We start from the raw sequence: 19737 nt of genomic DNA on the forward strand, positions 1-19737 counted from the left end.
GATGCAAGGACTTTGGGGTGACCAGGCAATGATCTCGGCGAGCTACGGACGGTCACTGTGTGTCACTCAGGAACGGTCGGTGGTGCCGAGGACGCGGACCAGATTGGCTCCCAGGACCTTGCGGACGACCGCCTCGGACAGGCCACGTTCGACCAGTGCGTCGGTGACCAGCGGCATACCGGCCGGTCCTTCCAGGCCGGGAACGTAGACCTGCGCGTCCAGTCCCTCGATGATCACCGGGAGGTCGCAGGCCGGGACCTTCTCGCCGAACACCTCGGCGACGAAGTCGCTGCCCAGGCCGACGTGGTCCTCGCCGGCGACCGCGACCAGGTGCTCGACGTGATCGGCCAGGTGCTGGATCGTCGGCTTCTCGTCCTCGGTCAGGAATCCGGCGAAGAAGTTCACGCAGACGACACCACCGGTGGCGGCGATCGCGCGGACCTGGTCGTCGGTGAGATTGCGATGGTGCGGGCGCAGCGCGTACGCGCTGGAGTGCGTCGCGATCAGCGGCTTGGTGGCCAGCTCGAGAATGTGCTCGACGCCGCCGCGGCCGACGTGCGAGACGTCGATCAGTACGCCGAGCTCCTCGAGCAGCCCGACCGCCTCGACTCCGGCCTTGGTGAGCCGGCTGCCGGCCGCGTCCTCGCCGGAACCGTCGGCCAGCGCGCTGCGGCCGAAGTGGGTGAAGGAGATCACCCGCACCCCGAGCCGGTGCAGCGTGTGGAACAGCTCGACGTCGGTGTCGATCTGCGGGCAGCCCTCGAGCGCGAGCACCAGCGCGATCTTGCCGGCCGCGGTCGCCGCCTCGATCTCGGCGCCGCTGCGGCACAGCGCGACCTGGTCGGCGTTCGCCTCGGCGATCTGGTGGGCCGCCTCGATCATCCGCAGGGTCTCCCGCAAGGAGCCCTCGGGCCGGAACTCGTCGTCGATGAACACCGGCAGCACCTGGACGTCGATCCCACCGTCCCGCAGCTGTGGGATCCAGCGATCCCGGAAGTAGCTCCCCCACACTTCCTTCGGCCGCCGCGCCACCAGCATCAGCAGGTCGTTGTGCGCGTCGGCGACAATCGCGGTCCGGTGCAGCTCGTTCATCAACTCTCCTTGGTAGGCCCGCAACCAGCCGACCACTCGCGGACCCGGGAATCAACCCAGGTAGCAGGAAGCGCGCTGGCAAGTTCTCGACGCCGCACCAAGCTGCGTGCCGGCGATCCGGGCGACGCTGGTGTGGACCGGCGCCGGCCGGCAGATCGTTGCCGATGGCACCTCGATCACCACGCTCCGGGCCCACCGGCCGCACCGTCTTCAAATCCGTCGGCCTCGGCCCCCAGGACTGGGCCATCGCCCAGCTGCTCGCCGACACCTGAGCAGCTAGTCGCAGACCTTGAACCAGTGCAGGGAGCCCTCGTCCACCTCCGGCAGATACGGCACGCCGCGAACCCGGGTCATCGGCCGCCGGTCGACCATCGCCGCCGCTACGTCGTCGAGCATCTGCCCGACGCTGCTCCACTGCTGCGCAGCACCTCCGCCGCCCTCCGGGTACCACTCGCAGACCGCACCGTACGACGGCCCGTCGCTCAGGTTCACGAACATGACTCCGGCGTCGGCGGCGTCCGCGATCGGCAGGTAGGCATCGAGCCACCGGGGAATGTCTGCGCCGGCGAGCAGCGGACTGGCTTCGATCTTCTGCCACATCCGCCGGATCGCCAGCATGTCCATCACCGGTACCAGGTTGTAGTGGAACGGGATCACCGAGCCACGGATCGCCCGGTGCTCGGTCCCGTCCGCCAACTGCAGCAACTCGATCAGGTCCGCCGGGAGCGGGCGATTCATCGCCGCTTCGAGATAGCGCAGATCGACTGGGGTCGCCGGAGGATTGACCAGCCGCGCGGTCGCCGGCGCGTGCTCGGCGAGCCAGCCGGTGATGCGCGGCCAGGAGGCCGCGGCGCGGGCGGGCACCGGCTCAGGTCCAGCTGAGGACTTTTTTGCGCCAGGCGTAGAGCAGGCCGACGGTGACGAAGGCGAGGAAGACGAACATCTCGATCAGTGACGACGTGCCGACGGTGGCGAAGACGGTGGCCCACGGGAACAAGTAGACGGCGTCGACGGCGAAGATCACGTAGAGGTAGGCGAACAGGTAGTACCGGATGTGGATCTGCGCCCAGCCCTCGCCGACCGGATCGACGCCCGACTCGTACGTCGTGAGCTTCTCGGGGGTCGAGTGGGTGATGGTGAGGGCGCGGTTGAGCGCGAAGGCACCGACCAGGCCGCCGAGGCCGAGCAGGACGATCGCTGCGACTACCGCGTAGGCCTCGGACACAGGGACGACTTTAGTTGGTGCAGAGCAGCATCGCGTCGAGGGCGACCTGAGGGCCGTAGCCGGACTTCACGTCGGCGACCTGGACGCGCAGACGGTTGACACCGGGGATCTGCCGGTTCAGCCAGGTCTCGGTCTCCTGGGCCTGGTCGACGGTGCCGAGCACGGCCGAACCGTTCAGCAGCGAAACCCGGACGGTGCCGTCGGTGATGTTGCCGAGCCAGTTCTTCACCCACGAGCAGCCCGCCGAGTTCACGTCGCCCCAGACCACCCCGCCCTTGTCGGCGAGCAGCTCGGCCTCGGCCCGCCGGGGCGAGTCGGCCGCCGCGAGCACGGTGAACACCGGGTGTCCCTTGCCGCCCGACGCGAGCAGCGGCTTCTTGAAGATGCCGCGCCAGACGTAGTGGTAGTACCCGGCCGGAGCCGACGCCGCCGCGGCGTACGGCGCCTGGGGGCCGATCGCCAACCGGTAGGTCCGGATCGAGCCGGGCTGCTTCGACGAGATCGTGACGTTTCCACCGGACGGCGTCCCGTGACCGATCTCCTGCCAGCCCTTCGTCGCGTCCCAGCGCTGCAGCGCGACGCGCGATCCGGCCGCCGGCGCGGGCGTCAGCGTGCCGCTGACCGTCAGGACGCCCGCGGTGTAGTCGGTCGTCCGGATGCTGGTGATCTTGACCGACCGGACCGGCGTCGCCTGGGCCGCCTCGGCCGCTCTGGCCGTGTCGGTCGCGATCAGCGCGCTCTGCGCCGGAGCGACGGTGCCGGCACAACCGGCCAGCAGCAGCGCCGCCGCCAGCGTCGTACCGCAGGACAGGAAGGCACGAACGCCCATGGAGAAACTCCCTCGAGACCCGGGCCGTCCCCGGGGTGGATCACAACTGTGTGACGACACCCTGCCGGTAATGACAGCGGAAGGCAAGCGAGCGGCTGCTCTACGTCACACTGGCGGGTTTCGCCCGCCCGTCCCAGGCTCTGGACCACCACGCCTGCGGCATGGTTTCGTCCCAAAGCCGAACTAACATTGGGATATCGCCCTGACTGGGGGGATCGGCGGTCGCGTACGGCGCCGGGCCCGAGCTCGACTTGGAGATGACAGAACAGATGGCCATCGAGGTCAAGCAGCTGGACCGCGTGGTGATTCGCTTCGCCGGTGACTCCGGTGACGGGATGCAGCTCACGGGGGACCGGTTCACCGCGGAAACGGCATCGTTCGGCAACGACCTGTCGACCCTGCCCAACTTCCCCGCCGAGATCCGGGCACCTGCCGGAACCCTGCCGGGCGTCTCGTCGTTCCAGCTCCACTTCGCCGACCACGACATCCTCACCCCCGGCGACGCGCCGGACGTGCTGATCGCGATGAACCCGGCGGCGCTGAAGGCGAACCTGCCCGACGTGCCGCGCGGTGCCACGCTGATCGTCGACACCGCCGACTTCACCGCCCGCAACCTCAAGCGGATCGGGTACGACGAGAACCCGCTGGAGACCGGCGCGCTCGAGGCCTATCACGTGGTCGCGCTGAACCTGACCGGCATGACGGTGGAGTCGGTGAAGGAGTTCGGGCTGTCCCGCAAGGACGCCTCCCGGGCCAAGAACATGTACGCGCTCGGCCTCGTCTCGTGGCTGTTCCAGCGCCCGGTCGAGTCGACGATCGCGTTCCTGGAGACCAAGTTCGCCGGCAAGCCGGACATCCGCGACGCCAACATCGCGGCGTTCCGCGCGGGCTTCAACTTCGGTGAGACCGCCGAGGAGTTCTCGGTCCGGTACGAGGTGAAGCCGGCCCGGATGGCGACCGGCACCTACCGCAACATCTCCGGCAACCTCGCGCTGGCGTACGGCCTGGTGGCGGGCGCCCAGCGGGCCGGGCTGCCGCTGGTGCTCGGCGCGTACCCGATCACGCCCGCGTCCGACGTGCTGCACGAGCTGTCCAAGCTCAAGCGGTTCGACGTGACCACGATCCAGGCCGAGGACGAGATCGCCGGCGTCGGCGCGGCGCTGGGCGCGTCGTTCGCCGGTGCGCTCGGCGTCACCACGTCGTCCGGTCCGGGCATCAGCCTGAAGTCCGAGACGATCGGCCTGGGCGTGATGCTCGAGCTGCCGCTGGTGGTCTGCGACATCCAGCGCGCGGGCCCCTCGACCGGTATGCCGACCAAGACCGAGCAGGCCGACCTGCTGCAGGTGATGTTCGGCCGCAACGGCGAGGCGCCGCTGCCGGTACTGGCCGCCCAGTCCCCCGCGGACTGCTTCGCGATCGCGGTCGAGGCGACCCGGATCGCGGTCACCTACCGCACGCCGGTGATCGTGCTGTCCGACGGCTACCTGGCCAACGGCTCCGAGCCCTGGCAGATCCCGCGGATCGAGGACCTGGTCACCATCGACCCGGACTTCACCACCGCGCCGAACGCGACCGCCGACGACGGTACGCCGAAGTACCTGCCCTACCTGCGCGATCCGGAGACGCTGGCCCGCGCCTGGGCGATCCCGGGCACCGCCGGGCTGGACCACCGGATCGGTGGGCTGGAGAAGGAGGACAAGACCGGCAACATCTCCTACGACCCGGCCAACCACGACCTGATGGTCCGGACCCGCCAGGCGAAGGTGGACGGCATCGCGCGCAGCATCGACCCGCTGGTCGTCGACGACCCGGACGGCGACGCGAAGGTGCTGGTGCTCGGCTGGGGTTCGACGTACGGGCCGATCGGGGCCGGCGTGCGCCGGGTCCGCAAGGTCGGCGGCAAGGTCGCGCAGGCGCATCTGCGCCACCTCAACCCGTTCCCGGCCAACCTGGGCGACGTACTGAAGTCGTACGACAAGGTGCTGGTCCCGGAGATGAACCTGGGCCAGCTGGCGATGCTGCTGCGCGCCAAGTACCTGGTCGACGTCGTGTCGTACGCGCAGGTCCGCGGCATGCCGCTGGGCGCCGCGGAACTGGCCGAGGTGATCGGCAACCTGGTCGAGGAGACCGCCGGGATCGACGACGACGCCCGGCACCTCGGCCTGGACGCCGCGAACCTCAAGCACGGCGAACAACTGGAGCAGTCGAAGGGAGCACGATGAGCACGGTCGATCTCGGTCTGCCGAGTCTGCCCGGCGGGCTGCGCGGCGTACCGGCCGCGACCGAGCCGCAGAGCCGCAAGGAGTACGTGTCCGACCAGGAGGTTCGCTGGTGCCCGGGCTGCGGTGACTACGCCGTGCTCGCCGCGTTCCAGGGTTTCCTGCCCGAGCTCGGCGTCAAGCGGGAGAACGTCGCGATGGTGTCCGGCATCGGCTGCTCGTCGCGCTTCCCGTACTACCTGTCGACGTACGGCATGCACTCGATCCACGGCCGCGCGCCGGCGATCGCGACCGGCCTGGCGGTGGCCCGGCCGGACCTGAGCGTCTGGGTGGTGACCGGTGACGGCGACGCGCTGTCGATCGGCGGCAACCACCTGATCCACACCCTGCGGCGCAACGTGAACATGAAGATCCTGCTGTTCAACAACCGGATCTACGGCCTGACCAAGGGCCAGTACTCACCGACGTCGGAGCCCGGCAAGGTGACCAAGTCGACGCCGATGGGCTCGGTCGACAACCCGTTCAACCCGGTCTCGCTGGCGCTCGGCGCGGAGGCGACGTTCGTGGCCCGCACGGTCGACTCCGACCGCAAGCACCTGACCTCGGTGCTGAAGGCGGCCGCCGAGCACCGCGGTACGGCGTTCGTGGAGATCTACCAGAACTGCCCGATCTTCAACGACAACGCCTTCGACGCGTTCAAGAACCCCGACACCCGCGACGACGCGATCATCCCGCTCAAGCACGGCGAGCCGATCCGCTTCGGCACCGACGGCCACCTCGGCGTCGTCCGCGACGGCTTCGCTTCGCTGGCGGTGCGTGAGGTCGCCGACCTGCCGAACGGCGAGGCCGATCTGGTCGTGCACGACGCGCACACCGACGACCCGGCGTACGCGTTCGCGCTGTCCCGGCTGACCGACGCCGGCGTGCTGCACCAGGCGCCGATCGGGATCTTCCGCCAGGTCGACCGGCCGGCGTACGACGACCTGGTCCGTCAGCAGGTCGACACCGCGAAGGAAACGCAGGGCACGGGCGATCTGCAGGCCCTGATCAACGGCTCGGACACCTGGACCGTCGACTAGTACGACCGCTGCTCTCCGCCGCCGTCATTTGGTACGGCGGCGGAAGGCGGCGACGCGGGTCCGGTTCTGGCAGGTGACCGAGCAGAACCGGCGATGGGCGCGGGCCGACACGTCGATGTAGACGTCAGCGCAGCCGTCGGCGGCGCAGGTGCCGACGCGGGCCGGATCGTGCTCGGCGAGCTGCTGCCGAAGAGCCAGGGCCGCCGCGGCCGGCAGCGCGTTCTGTGGTTTTTTCACGGTCCAGGTGGCGGCCACGGATTCCCCCTCGGTGCGGACGGTCGGCAGGACCTCTGTCCGGCTGAGGAGTTCGGCGAGCTGGTCCGCGCGGTCCGCCGTGGCCGCGGTGGCGAAGATCGGAAACAACAGGTCGGCGATTCGCTGCAGCTCGGCGGAGTCGACCGGCGCCCAGTCCGGCAGATCGGATTCCGCCGGCCAGTCGACCCGCGCGCCTTCCGCGCGCGGGGTCGATCCCCAGCCGTTCACCAGCGCCACGACCGTCTCCGGCGCCAACGGTTCGACGTCCATTCCTGCAGTGTAACGCCTTGAAGACACTCATGGCGTTGCACAGTCGCGCCGATCGTCGTAACGTCAGAAACTCATTCATGGCGTTACGGAAGTGGTGATGAGGATGCGCGCGACCCTGCGGGACTGGACCGGACTGGCAGTGCTCGCGCTGCCCTGCTCGGTGGTGTCGATGGACGCCTCCGTGCTCAACCTCGCGGTGCCGCAGCTCACCGCGACCCTGCGGCCGACCGGATCACAGCAGCTGTGGATCGTCGACAGCTACGTGTTCGTGGTCGCCGGGCTGCTGATCACGATGGGCATGGTCGGCGATCGGTTCGGACGACGCCGCCTGCTGCTGATCGGCGCGAGTGTTTTCGCCGCGGCCTCCGTGCTGGCTGCCTTCGCGGTGAGCCCAGGGATGCTGATCGCCACCAGGGTCCTGCTCGGCGTCGCTGGTGCGACGCTGATGCCGTCGACGCTGGCGCTGATCCGCACGATGTTCGCCGACCCCCGGCAACGGCGGACCGCGCTGGGCGTGTGGACCGCGAGTTTCGCGCTCGGCGGGTTGGCCGGACCGGTGGTGGGCGGGCTGCTGCTGACCCGGTACTGGTGGGGCTCGGTGTTCCTCGTCGCCGTACCGGTGATGCTTCTGCTGCTCGCGACCGGGCCGTTCCTGCTTCCGGAGTACCGCGGCGCCGATCGGCCGCCGCTCGACCTCGGCAGCGCGGCGCTGTCCCTGGCCGCGGTCCTCGCCGTCGTCTACGGGCTCAAGCGCATCGCCGAGAGCGGCCCTCGACCGGCGTACGGCGTGATCGTGCTGCTGGGGATCGCCCTGGCCGTCTGGTTCGTACGCCGCCAGCAACGGCTGGCCCGGCCGATGATCGAGCTGCGGCTGTTCCGATCGATCGGCTTCAGCGGGCCGCTGGTGGTGCTCGGCCTGATCTTCTTCGTGCTGTACGGCACCCAGTTCATCACCGCGCAACTGCTGCAGCTGGTGCTCGGGTTGTCCGCGCTCGAAGCCGGCCTGGTCTCGCTGCCGGGCACCATCGCCTACCTGCTCGGGTCACTGTCGGCTCCACTGGTCGCGGCACGCGTCAGTACGGCGTACGGGCTGGCCGGGAGTCTGCTGATCAGCGCGGCCGGCTTCGGCCTGCTCACCCAGATCCAGCCGGGCCGGCTGTGGATCATGGTGACCGGCTTCGTGGTCTTCTCCGTCGGACTCGCCGGCGTCTACCTGATGGCCACGGACCTGACCGTCTCGGCCGCACCCCCGGAACGCGCCGGCACCACCTCGGCCCTGGTGGAAACCAGCGCCGAACTCGGCGGCGCCCTGGGCATCGCCGGCCTGGGCAGCATCGTGCTCGCCGTCTACCGGCACAGCTCCCCCGGCAGCGGCGCCCCCGGCCACACCCCTCAGGACCCGGCAGCCACCACCGCCTATCTCCAGGGCTACCAGCTCGCCGAAGCTCTCGGCGCCGCCGCCCTCCTGGTCGCCGCAGCGGTCACCGCGGTCCTTCTCCGCCCGCGAACCGCAGTCCCCGAGCCGTCAGTTCCTCGTCGAGAATCCTGATCGCCTTCGGCCCGATCCCGTGAATCGCCAGCAACTGCTTGGTGCTGACGTGGGTCAACGACTCGTAGGTCGTGTACCCGTTGAGCGCCAATTCACGGTTGGCCACCTTGCCGATCCGCGGCGTGAACTCGGTTTGCTCGGACATCTACTCCTCACCCCACACGCGTTTGTTCAGCAGGTCGGTCTGTTTGATGTCGACCAACCCGTCGTCGAGCGCTCGCAGCCGCGAATAGATCTGGCGCATCGCCTTCCGGTCAGGAACATACTTCCGGCCCGCTGCACGTTCCAGAACGAGTGGGGTGTTCAGGAGACTGAGAGTTCCCGCCGAACGCCCGAGTCCCCGGAGTCGGTGAAGCCTGCTCGCTTCGATCGCGGCAAGCTTCGCACCGCCTCCGTCATCGATCAGTACGACGACGTCCACTCCACTCTCGGCGCAGACGGCCGCGTGGGCGAGGACCAGAATCTCGCCCAAGTCCTTGGCCTGCTTCAGCCGCTCAGCCATCGGAACATTCGTGATTCGCTGCACGGCAGCTTCGAGCGCAGGCGTGACAGTGTCGTCGAGAACATCGAGCCACTGAGACCTCGCCAGCTTCTGCCAGACCTCTGCAGCGACTGCGAACCGACCGTCCTGGCGAGCCTTGCGCCTGATCTCGTCGCCGACCGTTTCGGGAACAGAGAGCTTGCCGACGGCATCGATGAGCAGGCGTTCCTGGTTGATCGAGAAGAAGTTGAGGGCGGGTCCGGCGTCAACGATGACAGGACCGGTCATTCGTCCGAGGCTCCCGGCGTCGTGGCTGCTTCGGCATCCAGGGCATCGAGGTCGCCGAAATCGGTGTCGGGACGATCCTCCGGCAGCGGGGGTGGGCCCACCGGCTCGACCGGCTCCGGGCTGATACCGGCGGCTTCCAGCTCAGCGGCGATCCGCTCGACCGGCAGACCGCGCAAGCGGGCGATTGCCTGCAGGGAAACTGTGTTCGCCACATAGCCCTGGATCGCTCTGGACAAAAGTCGTTGGGGGGCTCGGCGTGTTGTCGCCTCCTGCTGCCAACCGGCGTACAGGTCTGACCAGCCGAACCGCGAGGCGAGTGTCCTGGTCGACAACTTCATCCACTCACTCTTACGAGCGTCGTCGATCAGACCCGCCTGGCGAAGCTGGATGGCAACAAGACTCGGCGAGGCCTTGAACCGCTGCACGAGCACCGAGAGATCTCGCACCGACACCTCGTCGCTGGTCTCGACAGTCCGGCCGTGGGCAAGCACTTCCTCAACACCGCGCAGAGGCACCAGCAAGTGGCGGGCGAAGGCATCTGCTCGAACCTCTTCAGGACTCCTGGCGTCCCAGTCACCGGCCTTCGGCGGCGCGAAGTCGCCGAACAGCACGTGCGCCAGTTCGTGTGCGAGGGTGCTGCGCTGGCGCATCGGATGGGGAGTCTGCGCGACGGCTACCACCACCACACCGCGCACCGGGTCGCGCATCGACAGACCGTGCTCGTCCCGATCAGCCCCGAGCACCGCGACGTCGATCTGCTGAGTCAGCTCGATGAGACTGACCAGATCTGGCAATGGGACGTGCCCGAGCTTGTGTTCCTTTCGGAATTTCTCAGCTCGGACGCGCCCCTGGTCCTCAACGGTCATATCTGTGACGGGATCCCTTGGTCTTCGAGGTAGGCGTCGAGCTCCAGGTAGTGGCTCAGTTCGCGGCGCATCGTCTCCATGCCCGACTGATCAGTCGCGCGAGCGGCGCACTCGAGCCGCCCCTTCACCACCGACGACCCCGTCAGTTCATCCACCGTGCATCCGAGAGCCCAGGCGAGTGCAACGATCTCGCCCATCTTGGCCGGCCGCAGCCCCTGCTCGATCCGCGACAGAGTGGCCTGCGCGATACCGGATCTGGCGGCAAGCTGCCGCTGAGTCAATTGCGCTGCCTCGCGTGCCTCGGCGATTCGATCGGCGGAAGTCGTCTGCTGCGCCATCTGAATCACTTCCCCTCGTCCTGATTCAGTTTACACGATGTACAGGTCGCGGGGCAGCGATCACCGCTAGAGCACCTGGCTGACGGTGTGGATGATCAGGCCGACCAGGGCGCCGACGACCGTGCCGTTGATGCGGATGAACTGCAGGTCGCGGCCGACGTGCAGTTCGATCCGGGCGGAGGCCTCGCGGCCGTCCCAGCGTTCGATGGTGTCGGAGATGACCGAGACGATCTCGCTGCCGTAGGTGCGGACGACGTAGCCGACGGCTTCGGCGGCGCGGGCGTCGACCTTGGCGCGCAGCGGCTCGTCGGTCTGCAGGCGGGTGCCGAGCTCCTTGATCGCCTGGACCGCGCGGGTCTGCAGCGGGCTGATCGGGTCCGCGATCGCGTCGATCAGGGCCGTGCGGACGGCGTCCCAGACGGCGGTCAGGCTGGGGGCGAGGTCGGGGTGCTCGAGCATCCGGCGCTTGAACGCCTCGAAGCGTTCCATCATCTCCGGGTCGCGCTGCAGATCGGCTGCGAACTGGCCGAGCAGCCGGTCGATCGCCTGGCGGGCCGCGTGGTTCGGGTCGTTGCGGATGCCGCCCAGCCAGGCCAGTGCCTCGCGGTGGATCCGGTCGATCACCAGCGAGTCGACCCAGCGCGGCGACCAGCGGGGAGCGCGCGGGCCGACCACTTCGGCGAGTACGTCGCGGTTGTCGCGCAGCCATTCGTACGCCTCGTCGAAGACCAGGTCGAGCAACGCGTGGTGGGCGCCGTCGTCGACCACCGACTCCAGGAAGTGCCCGGCGATCGGGCTCAGTGGTTCCTGCGCGAAGCGCGGCAGCAGCGAGCCCCGGACGAAGGCGGTGACGTCGGCATCGCCGAGCTTGGGCAGGACGGCGCCGACGGTCCGGGCGCCCTCGGCCACGATCCGCTCGGCGTGGTTGCCGTCGGCCAGCCACTCACCGGCCCGGCGGCTCACCGCGGCGGAGGCCATCTTGCCGGCCACCACTTCCTCGGACAGGAAGTTCTCGGTGACGAACTGCTCCAGGCTCTCGGCCAGACTGTCCTTGCGGGTGGGCACGATCGCGGTGTGCGGGATCGGCAGGCCGAGCGGATGCCGGAACAGCGCGGTGACCGCGAACCAGTCCGCCAGCGCACCGACCATCGCCGCCTCGGACGCCGCGTTGACGTAGCCCCAGGCGCCGTCGCGGTGCAGGGTCAGGATGTAGACGATCGCGGCCAGTACCAGCAGGGAGAGCGCGACCAGCCGCATCTGCCGCAGTCCGCGCTGCCGTACCAGGTCCGGACCGCTCAGGGTCATCGTCGCCATGTCCCCATCCAACCAAGTCCCCGGTGACGACGCGGTCAGGAAACCGCCGGGTTTACCCCTGAGGGGCTACCGGGCGACCGGCGCGGCGAGCCTCGTCGTCCGGCGGTCCATCAGGCCGGAGGTGATCGCCAGCCCCAGGCCGAGGATCGCCAGGCCGGCGCCGAGGCGGCTGGGCCACTCGTAGCCGTAGCCGGCGGCCAGTACGACGCTGCCGAGCCAGGCGCCGAGCGCGTTGGCGACGTTCAGCGTCGAGTGGTTGAGCGAGGCGGCCAGCGATTGACCCTCGTGCGCGACGTCCATCAGGCGGGTTTGCAGCGCCGGGATCAGGATGCTCGAGGAGAAGCCCAGCGCGAACACCGCGAACAACGCGGTCGGCTTGGTGTGCGCGAGCCAGCCGAAGGCCGCGAGCATGATCGTGATCGCCACCAGACCGCCGTACAGGCTGGGCATCAGGGCGCGGTCGGCGAGCCGGCCGCCGACCAGCGTGCCGCCGGTCATGCCGACGCCGAACACGGCCAGCACGATCGTCACCGCGCCCTCACTGAAGCCGGCCAGCTCGGTCATCGTCGGCGTGATGAACGTGTACGTCGCGAACATCCCGCCGAAGCCGACCATGCCGACCAGCAGCGCCATCCACACCTGCGGCCGGGCCAGCGCGCTCAACTCGCTGCGCACGTTCACGTCGCTGCCGACCGGTTGCGGCGTCACCCAGAACCACACGGCCACCAGCGTGAGCAGCCCGAGCCCCGCGACCAGCAGGAACGGCAACTGCCAGCCGAACCGCTGTCCGAGCAACGTCGTACTGGGAACGCCGACGATGTTCGCGATCGGCAGCCCGACCATGATCATCGACACCGCCCAGGCCCGCCGGTTGGCCGGCACCAGCGAGGCGCTGACCACGGCCCCGATCCCGAAGAACGCGCCGTGCGGCACCCCGGACAGGAAACGCGCCGCCATCAGCATCTCGTAGCTGGTCGCCACGGCCGACAACACGTTGCCGAGCACGAAGACGCCCATCAGCCCGAGCAGCAACCGCTTCCGGCCGGTCCGCGCCCCGAGCGCCGCGATCACCGGCGCCCCGACCACCACCCCCACCGCGTACGCCGAGATCACGTGCCCGGCGGTCGGGATCGAGATGTCCACCCCGTCCGCGATCTGCGGCAGCAGCCCCATCGTGACGAACTCGGTCGTCCCGATCGCGAAGCCGCCGATCGCCAGCGCGAACAACGCGGCGCCGACGTGCGGGGCGCGGGTGTCAGGAGTCATCGAACTTTTCACGCCTGATTGTGACATCCGCCGCCGACGCCGCCGAATCCGTCCGTGCCGCGGCCGCCCGGTTCGTGAAAACATCCGGCATGGCCAACTTCGGTGATCATCAGCTGGCGATCTACGTGCAGGGCATGTTCCAGGACACTCGGCCCGAGATCACCACCGACCTGTCCCGGCTGGAGTCGCAGGCAGCGGCGTCGCTCTCGGCGGAGGCGATGGGCTACATCGTGCCGAGCGCGGGCAGCGGCTCGACGGCGCGGGCCAACCTGACCGCCTTCGAACGGTGGCGGCTGGTGCCGCGGATGCTGCGCGGGTCGACCGAGCGCGACCTGTCCTGCACCGTGCTCGGCACGAAGATGCCCGCGCCCGTGCTGGTCGCGCCGGTCGGCGTACAGACTCTCGCCCATCCCGACGGCGAACTGGCGACCGCCCGGGCCGCTGATGCGCTCGGGCTGACCTACACGCACTCGACCCAGGCGAGTCACTCGTTCGAGCAGATCGAGGCCGGCAGCAAGTGGTTCCAGCTGTACTGGCCGACCGATCGGGACGTGTGCCTGAGCTTCCTGCAGCGCGCCAAGGACCGCGGGTACGCCGTACTGGTGGTGACGCTGGACACCGGCACGATCGGGTGGCGGCCGGCCGATCTCGACCGGGGTTTCCTGCCGTTCCTCAAGGGCGAGGGGCTCGCGAACTACTTCACCGATCCGGCGTTCCAGGCGAAGCTTGCCAAGCCGGTCGCCGAGGACCCGGGCGCGGCGGTGATGCACTGGGCGCAGATGTTCCCGAACGTCGGGCTCGGCTGGGACGAGCTGTCGTTCCTGCGCGACAACTGGGACGGCCCGATCGTGCTGAAGGGCATCACCTCGGTCGACGACGCGAAGCTGGCCGCCGAGCACGGCGTGGACGGCCTGGTCGTGTCCAACCACGGCGGCCGCCAGGTGGACGGCGCGATCGCCTCCCTCGACGCGCTGCCCGCGATCGCCGACGCGGTCGGCGAGCAGGTCACGGTGCTGTTCGACTCCGGCGTACGGACGGGGGCCGACGCCGCGAAGGCGCTCGCCCTCGGGGCGAAGGCTGTGCTGCTCGGCCGTCCACTGCTGTACGGGCTGGCGCTGGCCGGCCAGGCAGGGGTCGAGCACGTACTGCGCTGTTTCCTGGCCGAGCTCGATCTCACGCTCGCGCTGTCCGGCTACGCCAACCACCGGGAGCTCAACCGCGACTCGGTGGTGCCGGCGTGAAGGCGGTCGTGTTCGACCTGGACGACACGCTGTTCGACCACACCACGTCCGCGATCACGGGGCTGACCAAGTGGGTGCCCGAGCTGGGCGTGCCATGGTCTGACGACCTGGTCGCCGAGTGGTTCGCGATCGAGCGGGTCAGCTTCGACGCCTGGCTGGAGGGACGGCTGACCCATCAGGGCCAGCGCCGGGCGCGGCTGCGGGCCTTCCTGCCGGTGCTGGGCCGCCCGGTGCCGACCGAGGAGGCCGAGCTCGACGAGATCTTCGACGGCTACCTGGCGCACTACCGGGCGAGCTGGGCCGCCTTCCCGGACGCGCGGCCCGCGCTGGAGGTTGCCCGAGGCAACGGCTGGCGGATCGGCGTACTGACCAACGGCAGCACGGTCCAGCAGAACGCGAAGCTGGCCGCGATCGGCCTCGCGCCGCTGGTCGACGTGGTGGCGACCTCGGAGACGCTCGGGTGCGGCAAGCCCACGCCCGAGGCGTATCTGGCCACCTGCCGTGAGCTGGGCGTGCAACCGGCCGACACCTTGATGATCGGCGACAACTTCGAGCTGGACGTGCTCGGCGCCCGGGCGGCCGGGCTGGCCGCCGAGCATCTGGATCGCGCCGCGGGGATCACGCTGGCTCAGCTGGTGAAGGCCAGCTGAGCCAGCGCGTTCTCAGATCCCGCAGGTGGGAGCGGACCACGAGTTGCTGGTCCGGATATCGACGTGGGTGTGGTCGTTGTGGCCGGGGTAGCCCGGCCCGAAGATGCCGCCGAAGCCGTGGTTGCGGGCCTGCTTGGCCAGCGTGCACAGCGAGTGGACGCCGACCAGGTCGGCCGAGCGGCCGTACAGGTGCTGGCTGTTGCTGGCTCCGCCGACGGAGTTGTTGCAGGGAATACTGCGGAAGCCACTGGTGACCGTCAACGGCTGGTCGCCGAGCGCGTGCCGCATCGCTTCCAGCTGCCACATGGTCTGCAGCGCGTTCGCCTTGGTCGCCGCCGCGGACAACGGACCGCCGTCCCAGCCGGAGCCGCCGCAGCCGTCGTCCAGCTCGGCGTAGGTGAAGTGGATCGGGGTGCAGTCGTCGTCCTGCAGCGAGTAGAGCTTGCTGAACGTCGCGGGGCCGGCGATGCCGTCGGCGCCGAGCCCGTAGGCCTGCTGGAAGCGGGTCACCGCCGCCTTGGTGGCCGGGCCGAAGGCGCCGTCGGTGGACAGGTGACCGCCGTAGCCCGGATAGCCCGCGACGCGGATCTGCAACTGGCGGACGTCCTCACCGCTGGCACCCTCGCTGAGCGTGCGGTTCCAGGTGTAGCAGGCGTCGGCGTGCGCCTTGGTCGCGGTGACGACCTGGGTGGTGACCGCCGTACCGGCGACGGCCGCGAACAGGGCCAGGATCGCGAGGACCCTCGGCAGGGGTTTGGACAGGAAGGTGCGAACGGACATCGGAGAACCTCCGGGGACGCGATTCGGGGCGGTAAGCGCGCTGTCACGGACAGTTTTGCGTCATCATCTGCCGCTTGACCAGAGCTCAGCGGGAACTTTCTGACCAACAGGCAACCAATCCTTCGTGCCGACTGGTCAGCCATCATGTGACCATCGATGAGAGCACGCTCACTGTGCGTGCCGGCGAAACGGGGCGATCGGTGACCGGTGCGGACAGTTTCGACGCGTTTGTGCTCGCACGGTCCGGCAGACTGCTGCGGACCGCCTATCTGCTGACCCAGGACCACGCGCTGGCCGAGGACCTGCTGCAGACCGCGCTGGCCAAGGCGTGGTTCGCCTGGTCGCGAATCGACGGCGGCGATCCCGAGCCGTACGTGCGCAAGGTTCTGGTCAACACCTACTCCACCTGGTGGCGACGCCGATGGAACGGGGAGCAGCCGACCGAGGACCTGCCCGAGTCCGCCGGCCCCGACGGCCTCGCTGCCGAGCGGACTGATCTGTGGCGCGCGCTGCAGCAACTCCCCCGCCGGCAGCGCGCGGTCGTCGTACTGCGGTACTACGAGGACCTGAGCGAGGCCGAGACCGCTCGCATCCTCGGGTGCAGCGCCGGCACGGTGAAGAGCCAGACCAGCAAGGCCTTCGCGAAGCTCCGCCTCGACCCGAACCTGGTCGAGCCCGACCACGCGGTCGTCCCCCGAGCCGCCTCCTCGACGCCCCGATCCGCCGGCCGCACCCCTGCTCGCTCCGCCGACCTCGCCGACGAGGAGACCTCGCGATGAATCTCACCGACCTGCGCGACGAACTCTCCCAGCGCGCCGACACCGTCGAGACCCCCGACCTGCTGCCCGGCGTACGGCGCCGGATCCGGACCACCAAGCGCCGCCGCGTCGCCGGCTCGGTCACCGCGCTCGCCGCGATCGTTGCCCTCGGCATCGCTGTGGCGCCCAGTCTGATCAGCAGCGCTCCCGAACCCGCCGACAGCATCCCGCCCGACTACGTCAAGGACTCGGTCACGATCAGCGGCGCGGTCGGCACCGACCGGCTGGACCAGGCCTGGGTCGGCAACATCGGCGAGACCCGCGGCAGCTTCAGCTGGACCCCGACCACCCGCGACATCGTGATCCACCCGTACTGCGCCGCCCCTGGCGAGACCCGGTACGCCGTACAGATCGGCGGCCGCAACGCCGCTTCGGGCCCGTGCTCGGTCGACCGGATCACCCCGGACGACTCCGGCCTGATCCGCGCGGACAACCCGGTGTGGCTCGACGTACCGCTGAACCAGGTCACCACCGTCACCGTCCAGCTCACCGACAACGACGGCAAGGTGGCCGAGTCGAGCAGCGCACAGCTCGGCATCGGCATCTACCGGGCCGGTCATCGCGACCCACTCCCAGGCGCGACCGACGCGACACCCACGCGGGGTCCGGGCGACCGCGAGGAGAACGGCCTGCTCTTCCGCGCCAAGGTGGGCGGCGACACTCTGGCCGCCGCGGCCTCCGGCGCACCCGGGGTCAACCGCCTTTCGGCCAGCTACACCGCAACCGGCCGGCCGATCGTGATCCACGACTTCTGCACCGCGAACGACCTCGTGACCGACTCCCCCTACCAGATGGTCGTGCGAATCAACGGTGTGGAGCGGGTGTCCGGCTGCTCCGCTGAGTCCACCGACCTCGGCCGCACCGGCAGTAGCGGCTTCGCCGGCATCGGCAAGCCTGGCGAGACCGTCAACGTCACCGCCACCCTGACCGACAAGGCCGGCCGCGAGGTAGTCGTGCCCAGCGCCCGGCTCGCCCTCTCCGTCTACGAGAAGGGCCCGCAGCGGACCTACGACGACGTCGCGCTCGACGAGCGCACGGAGTACCTCGGCACCACCTACCAGCTCAGCGAGGTCCAGGCCGTCGACGCGACCCGGACCCGGCAGGCGTCAGTCCGTACGCCGGAGAACAGCCCTTTCCTGGTCGCCTACGGCAGCTCGAGCCTCGGCAAGAACAACATCACCGGCACGCTCGACGGCCTCTCCGGTCAAGGCATGCTCAGCACCGACCACGGCGGGACCATCACCACGAGCTGGGGCCTCGCCACCGAAGGCCACTGGGCGGGACCTGCCCGAACCGTCACCCTCAAGATCACCCAGGGCACCCCCACCAAGGGCAAGCTGATCCTCGCGGTCTACACGCCCGTCAAATAGCTCAGACCCAGGCGTGCAAGTTGGCCGCGTCGGTGGCGAGTTGGTCGACCGAGTCGTCGGCGACGAACTCGAGCAGCGCGTTGATCTCCCGCGGCTCGGCGGCCAGGCGTTTCAGGACCGGGCGCCACAGGGACTCGCGGCCGGACAGCGGGAGGCGGTTGTTCGACGGCCACCAGGAGAAGACGTGGACCGTGCTCAGCCAGGGCATCAGCGCCTCGAGCTGCTGCAGGCAGGTCGTGTCGTCCAGATCCACAGGCGGCTGCCAGTACGTCGTGAGGTTGGGCGCGCCGACATCCAGCAGCAGTGTGATGGTGGAGTCCACCTCGTCGGTCAGCGTGCCGCGGTGGAACTCCATCGCGATCTCGATGCCCGCCCCGGCGGCGACGTCGGCGAGCTCCGCCAGGCCGCGGGTCACCGCCATCCGGTCGCCGACGCCGGCTTCCGCCGTACCGACCGTGCCGGCCCAGACCCGGATCCTGGGTGCGCCGAGCTCGGACGCGGTCGTCACCGCGCTGCGGATCTCCTCGCGGTCGACACTGCCGGCCCGCAGGTAGGACCCGTACGCCGCGATCGCCAGCCCGCGGTCCTCGCAGAGCGCCCGCGCCTTCCGGGCGGCGGCCAGGTCGCCGAGTGGCACGTGCACGTCGCCGCCCCACTCGATCGCCGCCAGCCCCGCCTGCGCGGCGACGTCGACGACCTGTTCGACGGCCAACTGGCGGAACGTCACCGAGACCAGACCGGTCCTCACACCCACATGCGCCTCCTGTGCTCAGGTCCATCCAACCGCATCGCACCAATGCCGGTCCGGCGCCGATCTCACGTCATGAGCAAAGTCTTTGGATGACCCTGACTTCAGGGCATAGGCTCGCGACGTGTCGGAGCAGCGCAGAGGGTTCCTCCAGGGTTTCGCCGCCTACGTGCTGTGGGGGCTCTTCCCGCTCTACTGGCGACTGCTCGACCACTCCAGCGCGATCGAACTGCTGGCCCACCGCATCGTCTGGTCGCTGATCTCGATCGCCCTGCTGGTCGTCGTACTGCGGCACTACGGGCAGGTCCGCGCGATCCTCGCCGACCCGCGCCGGCGCTGGCCGCTGGCCGCGGGAGCGGTGCTGATCTCGGTCAACTGGGGCGTCTACATCTGGGGCGTCGAGCAGAACCGCGTCGTCGAGACCTCGCTCGGCTACTTCATCACCCCGCTGTTCACGGTCCTGCTCGGTGTCTTCGTGCTCGGTGAGCGACTGCGGGCGATCCAGTGGACCGCGCTGGCGATCGCGTTCGTCGCCGTGGTCGGTCTCACCCATCGAGGCCGGCCGGCCGCCGTGGATCGCACTCGCACTGACCTTCTCGTTCGGCTTCTACGGGCTGGTCAAGAAGAAGGCCGGAGCCAGCGCGGTCGAGGGCATGGCGGTCGAGTCGGCGACGATGGCGCCGGTCGCGGTGATCGCGATCGTGGTGATGGCGCTGCAGGGGCACTCGACGGTGACCGGCCACGGGCTGGGCTACCTGGCGATTGTGCTGCTGAGCGGCCCGATCACCGCCGTACCGCTGCTGCTGTTCGGGTCGGCGGCGACACGGATCTCGATGACGACGCTCGGCCTGCTCAACTACATCGCGCCGATCATGCAGTTCGTGGTCGGGGTGACGCTGTTCCACGAGCACATGTCGTCGATGCGCTGGGCCGGGTTCGGACTGGTCTGGATCGCACTGGTGCTGTTCACCTGGGACGGGCTCGCCCGCCGCCGTCGCGTGGTCACCCCGGACGTCGCCGCTTCCGCTGTGTGACGGTTCGGATGCTGTTGGCTACTGA

Annotated in this window: 21 protein-coding genes and 1 pseudogene; 9 read left to right on the plus strand and 13 right to left on the minus strand. The window is 69.4% G+C overall.

The features are described 5' to 3' along the window. Positions 1-66: 66 nt before the first annotated feature. The 4 genes from ACQPXM_RS36745 to ACQPXM_RS36760 form a co-directional block, all read right to left on the minus strand. Positions 67-1092 (minus strand): dipeptidase, encoded by a 1026-nt coding sequence (locus tag ACQPXM_RS36745; RefSeq protein WP_432942596.1) that lies wholly within the window; start codon positions 1090-1092, stop codon positions 67-69. Between the two features lie 276 nt (positions 1093-1368). Then, a complete protein-coding gene (locus ACQPXM_RS36750; RefSeq protein ID WP_432942597.1) occupies positions 1369-1956 on the minus strand; it encodes an SMI1/KNR4 family protein in 588 nt (195 codons plus the stop codon). Positions 1957-1960: 4 nt separating this feature from the next. Next, a complete protein-coding gene (locus ACQPXM_RS36755) occupies positions 1961-2317 on the minus strand; it encodes an NADH-quinone oxidoreductase subunit A (protein WP_432942598.1) in 357 nt (118 codons plus the stop codon). A gap of 10 nt (positions 2318-2327) precedes the next feature. Beyond that, positions 2328-3146 (minus strand): hypothetical protein, encoded by an 819-nt coding sequence (locus ACQPXM_RS36760; RefSeq protein ID WP_432942599.1) that lies wholly within the window; start codon positions 3144-3146, stop codon positions 2328-2330. Between the two features lie 269 nt (positions 3147-3415). On the opposite strand from ACQPXM_RS36760, the gene ACQPXM_RS36765 reads away from it, so the two are divergent. Then, positions 3416-5368: a 2-oxoacid:acceptor oxidoreductase subunit alpha gene (locus tag ACQPXM_RS36765; RefSeq protein WP_432951154.1), complete on the plus strand. Its 1953-nt coding sequence runs from the start codon at positions 3416-3418 to the stop codon at positions 5366-5368. Continuing rightward, complete coding sequence (locus ACQPXM_RS36770) at positions 5365-6444, plus strand: 2-oxoacid:ferredoxin oxidoreductase subunit beta (protein ID WP_432942600.1); 1080 nt, start codon at positions 5365-5367, stop codon at positions 6442-6444. The genes ACQPXM_RS36765 and ACQPXM_RS36770 overlap by 4 nt, the downstream gene beginning before the upstream one ends. Before the next feature lie 24 nt (positions 6445-6468). Here ACQPXM_RS36770 and ACQPXM_RS36775 read toward each other — a convergent pair whose 3' ends face one another. Beyond that, positions 6469-6969 (minus strand): CGNR zinc finger domain-containing protein, encoded by a 501-nt coding sequence (locus ACQPXM_RS36775; protein ID WP_432942601.1) that lies wholly within the window; start codon positions 6967-6969, stop codon positions 6469-6471. A 97-nt stretch (positions 6970-7066) separates the two neighbouring features. Here ACQPXM_RS36775 and ACQPXM_RS36780 point away from each other — a divergent pair, with 97 nt between their 5' ends. After that, positions 7067-8518 carry an MFS transporter gene (locus ACQPXM_RS36780; protein WP_432942602.1) on the plus strand — a complete coding sequence of 484 codons (1452 nt, stop codon included), beginning with the start codon at positions 7067-7069 and terminating at the stop codon, positions 8516-8518. Here the strand turns inward: ACQPXM_RS36780 and ACQPXM_RS36785 are convergent. The 6 genes from ACQPXM_RS36785 to ACQPXM_RS36810 form a co-directional block, all read right to left on the minus strand. Then, on the minus strand, positions 8451-8663 hold the full coding sequence (locus ACQPXM_RS36785) for a hypothetical protein (RefSeq protein WP_432942603.1): 213 nt from the start codon (positions 8661-8663) through the stop codon (positions 8451-8453). The genes ACQPXM_RS36780 and ACQPXM_RS36785 overlap by 68 nt on opposite strands. After that, the gene (locus ACQPXM_RS36790; RefSeq protein WP_432942604.1) at positions 8664-9287 is read right to left on the minus strand and encodes a hypothetical protein; all 624 of its coding nucleotides are present in this window, start codon (positions 9285-9287) and stop codon (positions 8664-8666) included. After that, positions 9284-10153 (minus strand): ImmA/IrrE family metallo-endopeptidase, encoded by an 870-nt coding sequence (locus ACQPXM_RS36795; protein WP_432942605.1) that lies wholly within the window; start codon positions 10151-10153, stop codon positions 9284-9286. The genes ACQPXM_RS36790 and ACQPXM_RS36795 overlap by 4 nt, the downstream gene beginning before the upstream one ends. Further along, positions 10150-10491: a helix-turn-helix domain-containing protein gene (locus tag ACQPXM_RS36800; protein WP_432942606.1), complete on the minus strand. Its 342-nt coding sequence runs from the start codon at positions 10489-10491 to the stop codon at positions 10150-10152. The genes ACQPXM_RS36795 and ACQPXM_RS36800 overlap by 4 nt, the downstream gene beginning before the upstream one ends. A gap of 66 nt (positions 10492-10557) precedes the next feature. Continuing rightward, complete coding sequence (locus ACQPXM_RS36805; protein ID WP_432942607.1) at positions 10558-11805, minus strand: DUF445 domain-containing protein; 1248 nt, start codon at positions 11803-11805, stop codon at positions 10558-10560. Between the two features lie 66 nt (positions 11806-11871). Further along, entirely contained in the window at positions 11872-13071 is a 1200-nt protein-coding gene (locus ACQPXM_RS36810) for an MFS transporter (protein ID WP_432942608.1), read from the minus strand. A gap of 89 nt (positions 13072-13160) precedes the next feature. Here ACQPXM_RS36810 and ACQPXM_RS36815 point away from each other — a divergent pair, with 89 nt between their 5' ends. Together ACQPXM_RS36815 and ACQPXM_RS36820 are read left to right on the plus strand one after the other, a co-directional pair. After that, positions 13161-14312, plus strand: a complete 1152-nt coding sequence (locus ACQPXM_RS36815) for an alpha-hydroxy-acid oxidizing protein (protein WP_432942609.1) — start codon at positions 13161-13163, stop codon at positions 14310-14312. Continuing rightward, positions 14309-14962, plus strand: a complete 654-nt coding sequence (locus tag ACQPXM_RS36820; RefSeq protein WP_432942610.1) for an HAD family hydrolase — start codon at positions 14309-14311, stop codon at positions 14960-14962. The genes ACQPXM_RS36815 and ACQPXM_RS36820 overlap by 4 nt, the downstream gene beginning before the upstream one ends. Before the next feature lie 12 nt (positions 14963-14974). Here ACQPXM_RS36820 and ACQPXM_RS36825 read toward each other — a convergent pair whose 3' ends face one another. Further along, entirely contained in the window at positions 14975-15742 is a 768-nt protein-coding gene (locus ACQPXM_RS36825) for a D-Ala-D-Ala carboxypeptidase family metallohydrolase (RefSeq protein ID WP_432942611.1), read from the minus strand. Positions 15743-15942: 200 nt separating this feature from the next. Between ACQPXM_RS36825 and ACQPXM_RS36830 the strand changes: the two genes are divergently transcribed. Together ACQPXM_RS36830 and ACQPXM_RS36835 are read left to right on the plus strand one after the other, a co-directional pair. Continuing rightward, positions 15943-16521, plus strand: coding sequence for a SigE family RNA polymerase sigma factor (locus ACQPXM_RS36830; RefSeq protein WP_432942612.1), 579 nt, complete (start codon positions 15943-15945; stop codon positions 16519-16521). After that, positions 16518-17930, plus strand: coding sequence for a hypothetical protein (locus tag ACQPXM_RS36835; RefSeq protein ID WP_432942613.1), 1413 nt, complete (start codon positions 16518-16520; stop codon positions 17928-17930). The genes ACQPXM_RS36830 and ACQPXM_RS36835 overlap by 4 nt, the downstream gene beginning before the upstream one ends. Position 17931: 1 nt before the next feature. Here ACQPXM_RS36835 and ACQPXM_RS36840 read toward each other — a convergent pair whose 3' ends face one another. After that, entirely contained in the window at positions 17932-18684 is a 753-nt protein-coding gene (locus tag ACQPXM_RS36840) for a sugar phosphate isomerase/epimerase family protein (RefSeq protein WP_432942614.1), read from the minus strand. A 163-nt stretch (positions 18685-18847) separates the two neighbouring features. Between ACQPXM_RS36840 and ACQPXM_RS36845 the strand changes: the two are divergent. After that, positions 18848-19165, plus strand: a pseudogene (locus ACQPXM_RS36845) (EamA family transporter); the annotation flags it as partial. Beyond that, the gene (locus ACQPXM_RS36850) at positions 19161-19712 is read left to right on the plus strand and encodes an EamA family transporter (RefSeq protein ID WP_432942615.1); all 552 of its coding nucleotides are present in this window, start codon (positions 19161-19163) and stop codon (positions 19710-19712) included. The pseudogene ACQPXM_RS36845 and the gene ACQPXM_RS36850, both read left to right, overlap by 5 nt. The last annotated feature ends 25 nt before the right edge of the window (positions 19713-19737 follow it).

The organism is Kribbella sp. CA-253562 (assembly GCF_050942265.1).
Classification (GTDB): Bacteria; Actinomycetota; Actinomycetes; order Propionibacteriales; family Kribbellaceae; genus Kribbella.